A 12,961-nucleotide genomic window follows, 5' to 3' on the forward strand; every position below is an offset into this window, starting at 1 on the left:
CAGGTATTTGCGCGAAATCGAGACCACCAGGCGCAAGTGAGAGAGCACTAACTTACCGGCAGCGTCGAGATCGTTGTTTTCCTTGAGATTTTTGGCAAATTCCTGCTCCTGCTCCAGGGTGAGCATGGGGAGACGGTTTACGGCGGAAATATAAGCGTCCAGGTTGCCCAGCGGGGGCACCAGCGACCAGGGGTTGACGGCTGTGGACGCGCCCGATKTCGGCACGACAGCGGTCAGGGAAGCGGGGGAAAGAGCATAAGACACAGCAAGACTCCTTTCGTCTGGTGCTAAATACTAGCACTCTGTTGGAGAGAGTGCTAAGCAATAGGTTCAATGACTCGGATAGCGCAAGGCTAATAAGTGAAAACCCTTGGTATGAGCCGCATTGTGGGCCATTGGTTCAGGGGGATTGGTTTCTGCCTTGTAAATGCGCGGTATCGATTTGTATGGATGCCGCCGTTATCCCAAAGTGGGTACGGTCGCTATCTATTTGATAGCTCCTTGCGCCCGTGTGTATTGGGCTGAAGCCATATTTGATAATGAATTCAAACGGGGTGCACGTCAGTTTTTTGCCAATTTCGGAGAGTGAATATGGCCTTTCATCCAAGCTGGACGGGCGTAAGCAGCTATGAATTTGGTAGCAAATCCATGGTTTTCAGCCGCCAGCCCGCCCAAATCGGAACTCGCAGGTATTACGGCAGGCGCTTGTCGTCACGCACTTCGCGGACTTCCACGTCCACCACGTCGCCGGCACGGGGGCTGGCCGGGTTGCCCTGGGCGGCCCCGCCCGGCCACATGCCTTGGGGCGAATAGCGCTGGAAGCGGCCAAACACCATCGCCGGCGCCGGCTTGCGGCCGGTGACGAGCGACTTCAGGAGGCTCAGCGCCACGACGATCAGGGCCGCGACCAGCAGGCTGACGGCAAACACCGCGGCGAAGATGCCAAACAGGAGCTTGAGGAAGAAACGCAGAATTTTGCTGATCAAGCGAGGTACCCGTGAAAAGGTTTAAACCTTCAAGATGGAGGCCGCCCGGGTGTTTTCAAGCTGGATGAATCACCAGCGTATACCCAGCTTGCCAAACAGCTTGCTCAGCACAAACAGCGGCCCGACCCAGAGGTACTGGATGTCTTCAAAGAAAGAAGGCTTTTTCCCCTCGATCTTGTGGCCGATGAATTGCAGGATCCAGGCGCCCACAAAAATGCCGACACAGATCGGCAATACCAATGGTCCCATGGCGAACACCAGGCCCAGAAACAGCACCGACCAGACCGCCATGGTCATAAAGAACATCGCCGACAAGCGCGCGTAGTAGACCATGCTGGCCGCGACAAACACATACGCGACATAGGGGTGAAGCGCAAACAGCATGCCGACCAGGCTCAGCATGATGAGCGGGATGGCAATGAAATGGATCAGTTCGTTGCGCGGGTTCTGGTGGCTTTCGCCGTAGTGCACCAGCAGCTGGTCAACCTTGCGTGGCCCGGTAACGGTAACGGGAATATCCGCTATGTCGTTCATGTATGTCTCCAGTGGCGGGGATCGCCTCTGGGCGGATTTTCCGCCAGGCCACCAGAACCGGAGTGGTGTTTTACAAAACGTAACGCAGACCGCGAGCGGCCTGCGGACTTTGTGCTTAACCGGGTGTGCTTGCCGATCAGGTCGGTGTGATTTTCGCGGTCTTGATAATCCGGCTCCAGCGGTCTATTTCGCTTTTCAGGAAGCGGCCGAACTCTTCTGAACCCTTTTGTGAGACACGAAAACCTTGCTGCTTGGCGCGCTCTTCCACGTCAGCGCTGTACATGATCTTGATGATCTCGCGCGAGTATCTGTCGACAATGTCATCCGGCGTCTTGGCCGGGAGCATGGCCCCTGTCCAGTTCTCGACAAAGAGGCCAGTCATACCGGCCTCGAAAGCAGTCGGGACATCAGGCACCCCCGGGTGCCGGCCCAGGCTGCAGATCGCGATCGCGCGCAGTTTTCCACCTTTGACGTGAGCGATCGATTCCGGATAGTTGGAAAAAATCACGTCCAGCTGGCCACCGATCAGGTCGACCATCGAGGGCGCGCCGCCGCGGTAGGGCACATGGATCATCTTCGTTTTGTTCAACTCGCAGAACAAAGCCATGGTCAGGTGTGCCGGAGTACCGTTGCCGCTCGAGCCCGCGCTCAGCTGCTTGGTTTTGGACACGGCCATCAGGTCCTTGAAGTCCTTGATGGGACTGGCGGCGGGAACCACGACCAGCATCGGCGAATTGGCCATCAGGGCGACCGGGCGCAGGTCTTTGGTGAAGCTGTAAGCCGCATTCGGATACAGGGATACGTTTGCGGCATGTGTCAACGTGATGGCCAGCAGCGTATTGCCGTCGGGCGCCGATTTGGCGACCTGCTCGGCGCCGATCTGCGCGTTCCCGCCAGCCTTGTTTTCGACAATCACGGGAGTCTTCCACGCCTCGGACAGCTTTTGGGCGACCGTGCGGGCCATCATGTCGGTCAGGCCGCCGGGCGTGAACGGGACCACATATTTGATGGTGCTGCCTGGTTTGGGAAAGGTCTGCTGGGCCAGCCCCAGACCCGGAATGCCCGTCAGGGCTGCACCTGTTGATGCCAATACGATGTCACGACGTTTCATGCCTACTCCTCTTGATTGAATAACTGTTAACCCACTAACTGATCCAACTGCGATTTGAGTGCGTCGGGAATACTGAGTCCCGCTTGTAGTGCTTTCGTTTCGAGTGCGATGCGCCGCGCACCTGCCAGACGTACACCTTCGTCCAGCAGCATTTCGGCGATCACGGTTTCCATGCGTTCAAAGTAAGTGTCTGTGCCTGCAAGCGCGCCCGGGTCGATCAGGATGAAAGCCTGGCCAATTCGCGGCTGATTTCCTTCATCCACAAAAAACGATGATGCCTCAAAAGCAAACTGCGCGCCAATCACGGCTGTCACCAGCAGCTCAACCATCAATGCCAGCATGGAACCTTTGGGGCTGCTCACGGCACCCAGCGGCAGCATGGAGCCCTCCAGAGCCGCCTGTGCGTCCGTTGTGGGCCGGCCTTGCGTGTCCAGCGCCCAGCCCAGCGGAATGGATTTGCCTTCCTTGGCTGCAACCATCACTTTGCCGCGCGCAACTTCGCTCAAAGACAGGTCAATCAACAGTGGATCGGCGTTTCTGCGGGGAAACGCGGCAGCAATCGGGTTGGTTCCAAAGATCGGGTGCTTGCCGCCTGCCGCGGGCATGGCCGCYGGTGCGTTCGCAAAACCAAGGCCTACCAGGCCCGCATCGGTTGCGGGGCGCAGATGATCCACCAATACCCCGCAATGGTGGCTGTTGATCACGCCGACAAAACACACGCCCAGTTCCCGAGCAGTTGCAATCGCTGTGGAGATCGCCAGGTCGCAGGCGGGGAAGGCCAGGCCCTGTTTTGCATCCACCAGCACTGCCGCACCTTTTTTGTGCGCCACGACGGCGACGGCATGGCCATCGGCCCGGCCGTTGCGAAGATGGGTGGCATATTGCGGCACGCGGCTCAAGCCATGCGAAGCGAGCCCTTGCGCTTCGGCGCGAACCAGTGCTCTCGCGGTGGTGGCCGCCATGGCCTCTGCCGCGCCCGCCTTGCGCAGCGCCTGCGTGGCAAGACGTGTTGCTTCTTCAATAGACAGTTGGATCATTACTTCAGGCTCTCCAGCACCTTGTCAGCGATCATGAACGATACGCGTTCATTTGACTGCATGCTGAGACCTGAAATGTGTGGTGTAAGCAACAGGTTGGGGCAGGCTTGCAACCCCGCGCTCGCCGGCAGGGGCTCCACGTCGAATACATCGATGGCCGCACCGCCCAGTTGCCCCGACCGCAGCGCCGCACTGACTGCCGTGATGTCCACGATGTGGCCCCGCGAGGTATTGATCAGCACGGCGCCTTTTTTCATCTGGCCAATGCGTGCCGCGCTGAACAGCCCGCGCGTCGCATCCACCAGGGGCACATGCAATGTGACGGCATCCGCGCTGCTGATGAGGTCGTCAAGGCCGGCGTACTGCACACCGGTCTGCGCGAAAACCGGGGCATCGGGGGCAAGCGCGGGGTCATAGGCAATCACGTGCATGCCCAGGCCACGTGCCAGGCGCGCGGTGGTCTGGCCTATGGAGCCAAAACCGATGATGCCCAACGTTTGTCCGGCAGCTTCACGGCCGTTGCTCAACGCAGYGCGCGGCCACTGGCCGGCTGCCACGGCTTCGGTGGAAGCAAACGCACCGCGCAGCAGCAGCATGGTGCTGGCCACGACGTATTCCGCCACGCTGAGCGCATTGGCGCCCGAGGCGGGAATGACCTTGATGCCCCGGGCTTCGCAGGCCGGCACGTCAATGTTGTCCAGCCCCACGCCGAGCCGGCCCACCACCTTGCAGCGGGCCATCGCGGCGAGCARCTCGCCACGCACCTGCGTCAGGTTGCGCACGATCAACGCATCGGCTTTGCCCGCCTCGGCCCGCAGGCGGGTGGCGTCGCCCACCAGCTGCGGGTCATAGAGCACGTCGTGTGCCGCTTCAAGCTGCGCCACTGCGCGCTCGTCCATGAATTCACAGATGACAATGCGCGCCATGCTTGCCTTACCTCAAGCGGATTCGAACAGGCGCGTCAAGACGAACTCGCGGTGGCCCAGCGCTTCTGCGGCGGTCAGGCGGCCGTTGGCGGTGCGCAGCATGTTCTCCAGCAGCTTGTCGCCGGCCTGGTCGAGCGTGATCTCGCGCTGCAGCAGCCCGGAGGTGTCCACGTCGATGTGTTCGCTCATCAGGCGCACGGTGCGCGGGTTCGAGCAGATCTTGATCACGGGGACAATCGCATTGCCGATCACGTTGCCCTGGCCGGTGGGGAAGAAGTGCACGGCGTAACCCGAGGCGGCGCACAGGGTCACCATTTCGGCCGCAGCACTGGACGAGTCCATGAACCACAGGCCCGGGTGCGTGGGCATCTCGGCCTTGTCGATGACGCCGTCGACCGTGCAGACCTTGCCGATCTTCTGGATATTGCCCAGCGCTTTTTCCTCGATGGTCGTGAGGCCGCCGGCGATGTTGCCTTTGGTGGGCTGCGAGTCCGACAGGTCGCTGGTCTTGTGGCGGTTGATCATGTCCTGGTAGCGGTTGAACATGAACATGAACTGGTCGCGCACGGCATCGGTGGCACAACGGTCGGCGACGATTTTTTCACCGCCGGTGATCTCGGAGGTTTCACCGAAGCACAGGTAGTTGCCGAGCGGGTGCAGCTTGTCGAAGGCGTTGCCGACGGTGGGATTGGCGCCGCAGCCGGACGTGGTGTCGGACTCGCCGCACTTGGTGGAGACCCAGAGTTCGGAGATGCCGCAGATCTCGCGCTGTTTTTCACTGGCCCATTGCACATACTCACGCGCCGCTTTGGAGGCCTTCATGATGGTCTCATGGTCGCCGTGGCCTTCAATGCCGAAGCCCACCACCGGTTTGCCGGTTTTGGCGATGCCGTCCACCACTTTTTTGGTCCAGCTGTCTTCAATGCCGATCACCACGACGGCGGCGACATTGGGGTTGCAGCCGGCACCGATCAGGGTGCGAAAGTGCAGCTCCAGGTCGGCACCGAATTGCAGCCGCCCATAGGGGTGCGGAATCGCCATGCAGCCCTTGATGTTGTGTGCCACCGCCTCGGCGGCTGCATTGGAAAGATCGTCCAGCGGCAGGATGATGACGTGGTTGCGCACGCCAACGCGGCCGTTTTCGCGGCGGTAGCCCAGAAATGTGGTGTTTTTATCGATGACTGACATTGCTATGTTCCTAGATGAGTTGTTTGTTCCAGCAATCGACGTGGATCTGGCTTCGCCAGGCCACAGGCGATGCCCCCTCGGGGGGAGGCGGCCGCAGGCTGCTTCGGGGGGTTACCACCTCTTTGTTTTGATGTTATGGACATGGGCGTGCTGGCCGGCCTTGATGTTGGCAACAACCTTGCCCATGTCGATGCCGTACTTCAGCACGGTGTCGCCGACAGCCATGTCCTTGAGGGCCACTTTGTGCCCGATCGGGATGTCCTGCTGGGCCTGCACATTGATCATGCGGTCTTCGTCCATGATCCAGCCGGTCATGGCAGTTCCTGCCTTCACACCTTCCACCACCACAACGGCCACGGTGTCTTTGGCGTCATGCAATACAAAATGAATCATGGGGTCTCCGAATGGCCTGAGTTGAATCGAGTTGCCAGTTTTATGGGCCGGCAACCGCTTGTCAATTTACTCATATATATGACTTGTACGACTCGCCCGTTGGTGTTTCAATGGCGGCCGTGAATGTCAAAAACACATCGGCTCCATTGCGTCCGTTGATGAGCGAAGAGGCCATGCCGCTCTACCGCCAGGTGAAGCGCGAGCTGCAAAAACTCATCGAGGCCGGGCATTACGGCCCGGGTAAACCCTTGCCCAGCGAGGCGAATATTGCCGCGAGCCTGCAGGTGAGCATTGGCACCCTGCGTCATGCCGTTGACGAACTGGTACACGAGCATGTGCTGGTGCGCCGGCAGGGCAAGGGAACTTTTGTGGCGCCGCACAACAATGCCCGCTTCATGTTCCAGTTTTTTCACGTGGAGCCGCACTGGAACTTCGGTGACGACGATGCGGCGCGGGACCGCGACTACCCGGAAATTGACTGCATCGCTTTTGGGCGCGAGCGGGCCACGGAGCAGGAGGCCGCTGCATTGCGCATCAAGATGGGTGAGCCCGTGTTCAGGGCGGAAAACCGCCTCGCCCTGCAGGGCAGGGTGGTCATGCATGACCGGCTGACCATTGCGGCGGCGCTGTTCCGCAACCTCACTGAAAAACGTTTTGTCGAAAGGCCCGGCACGATCTATGCCCTGTACCAGACAGACTTCGGCATCACCGTGCTGCGGGCACAGGAACGTGCACGCGCCGCGGCGGCCGACCGGACCCAGGCGCGCCTGCTGGGGCTGGCGGTGGGCTCTCCGGTGATGGAGGTGCACCGGCTGGCCCTGACGTTCGGCGACAAGCCCGTGGAATACCGGGTCTCCACCATCAATACCCAGGCGCATGACTATGTCAGTGTGCTGTCCAAGAAAGCATGAACATGGACCTTGTTGTGGTGCTGGAGAAAGCCCGGCTCGCGGGCATGGAGGCTGCCGTCCGCATCCGGAAGGCGCATGTAGAACTGCAACCGGTGGATGTCCGCCAGAAGGCCCCCGGTGACTGGGTCACGCGCTTTGACCGCGAAGTGGAAGAGGGCTTGCGCAGCGCGCTGCTGAAGGTCTTGCCGCAGAGCGGCTTTGTCGGTGAAGAAAGCGGCGGCGAATTGACGGAGCAGCCCACCTGGCTGGTTGACCCGATTGATGGCACGGCAAACTTTGCCCGCGGCTACCCCCAGTACGCGGTATCGATTGCACTGTGTTTGGACCGGCAGCCGGTGCTGGGCGTGATCGTGGATCCGTCCCGCCACGAAATTTTTACTGCGGCATCGGGTCTGGGTGCATACCTGAATGGGGAGCGCCTGGCCTGTGCTGCCGCGCGCCCTGCTGCGCAATGCCTGGTTTCGACGGTGTTTCCCAAACCGGGTGCGCCTTTCATGGACGACTACCTGCGTGAATTTGGTGATGTACTGAGAACGTTTGGGCAGGTTCGGCGAAGCGGCTCCATGGCGCTGGAACTGGCTTATGTGGCGGCCGGGCGGGCCGATGCCTTCTGGGAACGCGGCATGGGCGCGTGGGACGCTGCGGCCGGGTTGGTGCTGCTGCGCGAGGCCGGCGCCACGATGCGATCCCTGGACGGCTTGCCCTTGCTGCAAAGCCGGATGCTGGTGGCGGGAAGCCCTACCGGTGCGGCGCTACTGGAAAAAGTTCTCACGCATTACCCCGGTGGTCCAAATCCTCCGTCCCATTCATCCAACAAGTCTGTCTGATATCCCATGATTTTTAAATGGCGCATGGCGCTGGCGTCCCACTTTCCAGGCGTGCTGGTGTGCATGGTGATTGCACTGGCCGCGACTTTCATCTCCGAGCACTATGGCGGCCCCCAACTGCTCTATGCCTTGCTGATCGGCCTGGCGTTCCACTTTCTCAACAGYCACCCCAAGGCGGCCAAGGGCATTGGTTTTTGCGGCCGCGTGGTGCTGCGCGTGGGGGTCGCGCTGCTGGGCGCCCGCATCACGTTTGCGCAAGTGGCCCAACTGGGCGCCGGAACCGCCGTGGTCATCGTGCTGGCGGTTGTATTGACGATTTTGCTGGGCGTGCTGCTGGCGCGCTGGCTGAAGTGTTCGCGTGATGAAGGCCTGCTGTCGGGCAGCGCGGTGGCCATCTGCGGTGCGTCGGCGGCGCTGGCCGTGTCTTCCGTGCTGCCCCAGACGAAAGAAAACGAACGCTTCACACTTCTGGCTGTTGTCGGTGTCACGGTGCTGTCAACGCTGGCGATGGTGGTCTACCCTTTCAGCCTGCAGGCCATCGGGCTCTTGCCGGGGCAGGCCGGTATTGTGCTGGGAGGCTCGATTCACGATGTCGCGCAGGTGGTGGCGGCCGGCATGATGCTCGGCCCGCAGGCGGGTGACACGGCCACCGTGGTCAAGCTGTTTCGCGTCATGATGCTGATGCCCATCGTGCTGTTCATTGCGGTGCTGTACCGCAACCATCCGGCCGTCAAGGTGCCGGAAACAGAGGTGCCGCTGGTGCCGGGCTTCCTGATTGCTTTTGTCGTGCTGGTCATGCTGGCCAGTGCAGGGCTGATCGCAGCACCCGTGGTTCAGCTGGCCAGTGATACATCGCGCTGGATGCTGGTAACGGCCATTGCCGCTGCGGGTGTGAAGACCAGTTTTGAAGACTTGCTCAAGCTGGGCTGGAAGCCTGTGGCCCTGCTGCTGGCTGAGACCGTTTTTATCGTGGCCTTTGTGGTGATCTCGGTGCTGCTGCTGAAGCTCGGGGTGCCCTGAGCGGCAAGCGGCGAATCTGCTGGTTCAGCCCAGCAATGCCTGCGCGAACTCACGCGCATTAAAGGTTTCCAGGTCTTCCAGCTGCTCGCCCACGCCGATGAAATACACCGACACCGGGCGCAGCGCGGGTGAGGCCAGGGCACGTTCACGGGCCCACAGCGCAATCGCAGCCAGAACGCCGCCCTTGGCTGTGCCGTCCAGCTTGGTCACGATGAGACCGGTCAGCTGCAGCGTGTCATCGAAGGCCTTGACCTGGGCGAGGGCGTTTTGCCCGGTGTTGCCGTCGATGACCAACAAAACTTCATGTGGCGCGGTGGCATCCGCTTTCTGCACCACGCGTTTGATCTTGCGTAGCTCTTCCATCAGGTGCAACTGCGTCGGCAGGCGGCCGGCCGTGTCGACCAGTACCACGTCCTTGCCGCGCGCTTTGCCTGCGCTCACGGCGTCAAAACTCACGGCGGCCGGATCGCCGCCTTCCTGGCTGACGATCTCGACGGTGTTGCGGTCGGCCCAGACGCTGAGCTGCTCGCGCGCCGCGGCGCGAAAGGTGTCGGCCGCTGCCAACAGCACCGATGCGCCCTCGGTGGCCAAATGGCGCGTGAGCTTGCCGATGGACGTGGTCTTGCCGGCGCCGTTGACGCCGGTCACCATGATCACGGTGGGCTGGTATTGACCGATCACAAGGGGTTGCTCCAGCGGCTTGAGCAGCTGCGCGATCGAGTCCACCAGTGCGTTCTTGACGGCCACCGGGTGCGTCATGCCGCCTTCCTTGACGCGTCGCTTGACATCGGCCAACAGGTGTTCGGTGGCCTTGCTGCCGGCGTCCGCCATCAGCAGTGCGGTTTCCAAGTCTTCATAGAGCGCATCGTCGATGCGGCTGCCGGTGAACACGGTCGAGATGCTGGAGCCGGTCTTGCGCAGCCCGGCTTGCAGCTTGCTGAGCCAGCGCTCCCGCTCCGGGGCTACGGCGCCGGGAACCGGAATGGTGATCGGGGTGACCAGCGCGCTGCCGATCAGGCCACTGCCCGCAGAGGCCGGCGAGGGTACGGGTGTCGCCGGTTCAGGGGCCGGTCCGGCCGGGACGGCTGCATCGGGCGCAGAAGACGCCGGTGCGGCAGGAGGGGGGGATTTTTTCTTGAAAAAACTGAACATTGGGTATGCTTGCGGAGTCCTAGTGGGCTGTTGCACCGTTGCGGGGCAACGTACAGCGCCACACAGCTATTCTATGAAACACCCCAGGCCAGCCCTTTTGACACCCCCAGTACCCCTATCTTCCATACTTCGCCCGTCGGCCGTGCGGCACCTGCCCGCGCTGGTGCTGGCACTGTGCCTGGGCACGGCCGCCCTTGCGCAGACGCCCGTGCCGGCCCCGGTGGAGCAGTTCACGCTGGCCAACGGCCTCACGGTCATCGTCAAGCCCGACCACCGCGCGCCCACCGTGGCCCACATGCTGTGGGTGCGCGTGGGCTCCATGGACGAGGTTGACGGCACGTCGGGCGTGGCCCATGTGCTGGAGCACATGATGTTCAAGGGAACGGCGAAGGTCAAGCCGGGTGAGTTTTCAAAACGCATAGCCGCCCTGGGCGGACGCGACAACGCGTTTACCGCCCGCGACAACACGGCCTACCACCAGCAAATTCCGGCCGGCAAGCTGGAGGACGTCATGCGCCTGGAGGCCGACCGCTTCACGGGTAACCAGTGGGCAGACGACGAGTTCAAGCGCGAGATCGAGGTCGTCAAGGAAGAGCGGCGCCTGCGCACCGAAGATTCGCCGCGCGCCATGCTGTATGAGCAGATGACTGCCATGACATTTACCGCCTCGCCTTACCGGCGCCCGGTGGTCGGCTGGATGAGCGACATTGCGGCCATGACGCCCGACGATGCGCGCGATTTTTACCGCCGCTGGTATGTGCCTGCCAATGCCGCCGTGGTCATTGCCGGTGATGTGGATGTCGCGCAGGTCAAAAAGCTGACCGAAAAATACTACGGCGGCATCCCCGCGCGCGCCGTCCCGGTGCGCAAGCCACGCGCTGAACCCCTGCAGGCCGGCGTGCGCCGTATGGACTTCAAGGCGCCGGCCAGCCAGGCCTATGTCAGCATGGTTTTCAAGGTGCCCAAGCTGGAGCCGGCAGACCTGGCCGCGCCGGCCGCCGGCGCCAGCCGCGACGCGCTGGCGCTGACGGTGCTGGCCGCCGTGCTGGACGGCTACACCGGCGCCCGGCTCGACCGCGCGCTGGTGCAGCAGTCCCGTGTGGCCGACAGCGCCGGTGCGTCCAATGGCCTGATGGGCCGGGGGCCGCAGGTTTTTTCGCTCGACGGCGTGCCCGCTGCCGGTAAAACCGCCCAGCAGGTGGCTGACGCGCTGCGCGAGCAGGTGGCCAAGGTGGCACGCGAGGGCGTGAGCGAGGCCGAGCTGAACCGCGTCAAGACGCAGTGGGTGGCCAGCGAGACCTACAAGCTCGACTCGGTCTTCAACCAGGCGCGCGAGCTCGGCTCGCACTGGGTGCAAGGCCTGCCGCTGGATGCCAGCGAACGCATCATTGCCGCCCTGCGTAGCATCACGGGCGCCGAGGTGCAGGCCGTGGCCGCGAAATATTTTGGTGACGACCAGATGACGATGGCAACGCTGTTGCCGCAGCCGCTGGACCCGAACCGCAAGCCGCGCCAGGGCACTGCGCCCGCCGGTGACCTGCAGCGTTGAACTGCCCTACTCATCCAGAATTGCTGACAACATGATGATTGCTATAAAAACAATAGCGGCTCGCGCAAGGTGTGTATGGGTTGCAGGTCTTTTTAGCTTGTTTTTTCACTCGCTGGCGCTGGCCGGACTGCCGATCCAGCACTGGACGCAACCCAATGGCGCCAAGGTTTACCTGGTCGAAAGCCCGGCGATTGCGATGCTGGACGTGCAGATCGATCTGGACGCCGGCAACCGGCGTGACCCTGCCGATAAGGCAGGCCTGGCCAGCATGATGGCCGGCCTGCTGGAAAAAGGGGTGCGTGCCAGCAATGGCTTGGGGCCTGAAGTTATTTGTGGAGGGCTGTGCGTTCCCGAGCCGGCGCTTGACGAAAACGCCCTCAGCGAAGCCTGGGCGGACCTGGGCGCGCAGTTCGGCGCCGGCACCACGTCCGACCGCCTGAGCTTTTCACTGCGCACCCTGACCGACCCGGCGCTGCTGGACAAGGCGGCTGCGCTGGCCGCGCGTGAGATCGCCGAGCCGGCTTTTCCCGAAGTTGTGTGGCAACGCGAACGCGCACGCCTGCAGGCCTCGATCCGCGAGTCCTATACCCGCCCGGCCAGTGTTGCCGGCCGCGCCTACACGCCAGCTGTGTACGGCACACATCCCTACGGGTACGAAGTCACGGAAGAAAGCTTGGCGCGCATCAGCGTGAGCGACATGCGCGCCGCGCATGCCGCCGGCGTGACGGCTTGCCGCGCGCGCATCAGCATGGTGGGCGCGGTGACGCGCGCGCAGGCTGATGCCATCGCCGCCAAATTGCTGTCACGTCTGCCGCAGGTGGCTTGCGCCAGCCTGCCGCCGTTGCCGGCCGTTGCCGAGGTCGAGCCGCTGGCTGCGCCGGTTGAAAAACGCATTCCGTTTGCCTCGGCGCAGACGCAGGTGCTGATTGGCCAGCCGGGCTACAAGCGCTCGGACCCGGACTACTTTGCCCTGACGGTGGGCAATTACATCCTGGGCGGCGGCGGTTTTGTGTCGCGCCTGACGAGCGAAGTGCGTGAAAAGCGCGGCTTGACGTATGGCGTATCGAGTTATTTCTCCCCCGCCCTGCACGCGGGCGCCTTCACCATCAGCATGCAGACCCGGCCCGACCAGGCTGCGCAAGCCGTGGACCTGGTGCGCAAAGTGGTGGCTGACTTTGTGGCCAACGGCCCGCTGGAGGCCGAACTGAAGGCGGCGAAAGACAACCTGGTCGGCGGCTTTGCCTTGCGCATTGACAGCAACCGCAAGCTCCTTGACAACGTGTCGAGCATTGCCTGGAACGATCTGCCCCTGAACTACCTCGATACC

General features: G+C 62.3%; 14 protein-coding genes. 5 read left to right on the forward strand and 9 right to left on the reverse strand.

All coding sequences use genetic code 11. The annotated features are described in order from the left end of the window. The 8 genes from AC1D1X_RS05075 to AC1D1X_RS05110 all read right to left on the reverse strand — a co-directional run. On the reverse strand, positions 1-237 hold a 237-nt coding region (locus tag AC1D1X_RS05075; RefSeq protein WP_477697927.1), incomplete at its 3' end, for a sigma-70 factor domain-containing protein. 455 nt (positions 238-692) lie between these two features. Further along, positions 693-986 (reverse strand): hypothetical protein, encoded by a 294-nt coding sequence (locus tag AC1D1X_RS05080; protein ID WP_457282211.1) that lies wholly within the window; start codon positions 984-986, stop codon positions 693-695. A 69-nt stretch (positions 987-1,055) separates the two neighbouring features. Beyond that, positions 1,056-1,520, reverse strand: coding sequence for an Mpo1 family 2-hydroxy fatty acid dioxygenase (locus AC1D1X_RS05085; RefSeq protein WP_477668297.1), 465 nt, complete (start codon positions 1,518-1,520; stop codon positions 1,056-1,058). 136 nt (positions 1,521-1,656) lie between these two features. Continuing rightward, the gene (locus AC1D1X_RS05090; protein ID WP_477668296.1) at positions 1,657-2,631 is read right to left on the reverse strand and encodes a Bug family tripartite tricarboxylate transporter substrate binding protein; all 975 of its coding nucleotides are present in this window, start codon (positions 2,629-2,631) and stop codon (positions 1,657-1,659) included. A 26-nt stretch (positions 2,632-2,657) separates the two neighbouring features. Further along, on the reverse strand, positions 2,658-3,668 hold the full coding sequence (locus AC1D1X_RS05095; RefSeq protein WP_477668295.1) for an Ldh family oxidoreductase: 1,011 nt from the start codon (positions 3,666-3,668) through the stop codon (positions 2,658-2,660). Next, entirely contained in the window at positions 3,668-4,594 is a 927-nt protein-coding gene (locus tag AC1D1X_RS05100) for a hydroxyacid dehydrogenase (RefSeq protein ID WP_477697925.1), read from the reverse strand. Before AC1D1X_RS05100 ends, AC1D1X_RS05095 begins: the two co-directional genes overlap by 1 nt. A 12-nt stretch (positions 4,595-4,606) precedes the next feature. Further along, complete coding sequence (locus AC1D1X_RS05105; RefSeq protein WP_477668293.1) at positions 4,607-5,782, reverse strand: UxaA family hydrolase; 1,176 nt, start codon at positions 5,780-5,782, stop codon at positions 4,607-4,609. A gap of 111 nt (positions 5,783-5,893) precedes the next feature. Next, the gene (locus AC1D1X_RS05110) at positions 5,894-6,175 is read right to left on the reverse strand and encodes a UxaA family hydrolase (RefSeq protein WP_007862870.1); all 282 of its coding nucleotides are present in this window, start codon (positions 6,173-6,175) and stop codon (positions 5,894-5,896) included. 158 nt (positions 6,176-6,333) lie between these two features. Here AC1D1X_RS05110 and AC1D1X_RS05115 point away from each other — a divergent pair, with 158 nt between their 5' ends. From AC1D1X_RS05115 to AC1D1X_RS05125, 3 genes are read left to right on the forward strand one after another with little or no spacing between them, the layout of a single operon-like run. Then, a complete protein-coding gene (locus AC1D1X_RS05115; protein ID WP_477668292.1) occupies positions 6,334-7,086 on the forward strand; it encodes a GntR family transcriptional regulator in 753 nt (250 codons plus the stop codon). Between the two features lie 2 nt (positions 7,087-7,088). Beyond that, the gene (locus AC1D1X_RS05120) at positions 7,089-7,913 is read left to right on the forward strand and encodes an inositol monophosphatase family protein (RefSeq protein ID WP_477668291.1); all 825 of its coding nucleotides are present in this window, start codon (positions 7,089-7,091) and stop codon (positions 7,911-7,913) included. Between the two features lie 6 nt (positions 7,914-7,919). Beyond that, positions 7,920-8,933, forward strand: coding sequence for a YeiH family protein (locus AC1D1X_RS05125; RefSeq protein ID WP_477668290.1), 1,014 nt, complete (start codon positions 7,920-7,922; stop codon positions 8,931-8,933). Positions 8,934-8,957: 24 nt separating this feature from the next. Here AC1D1X_RS05125 and ftsY read toward each other — a convergent pair whose 3' ends face one another. Continuing rightward, entirely contained in the window at positions 8,958-10,085 is a 1,128-nt protein-coding gene (ftsY, locus tag AC1D1X_RS05130) for a signal recognition particle-docking protein FtsY (protein ID WP_477668289.1), read from the reverse strand. Between the two features lie 73 nt (positions 10,086-10,158). Here ftsY and AC1D1X_RS05135 point away from each other — a divergent pair, with 73 nt between their 5' ends. Next, positions 10,159-11,634: a M16 family metallopeptidase gene (locus tag AC1D1X_RS05135; protein ID WP_477668288.1), complete on the forward strand. Its 1,476-nt coding sequence runs from the start codon at positions 10,159-10,161 to the stop codon at positions 11,632-11,634. Positions 11,635-11,665: 31 nt separating this feature from the next. After that, positions 11,666-12,961, forward strand: a 1,296-nt coding sequence (locus AC1D1X_RS05140; RefSeq protein ID WP_477697926.1) for a M16 family metallopeptidase, incomplete at its 3' end; no start/stop codon positions are given.

The sequence above is a fragment of the Polaromonas sp. P1_G4 genome (assembly GCF_056405475.1).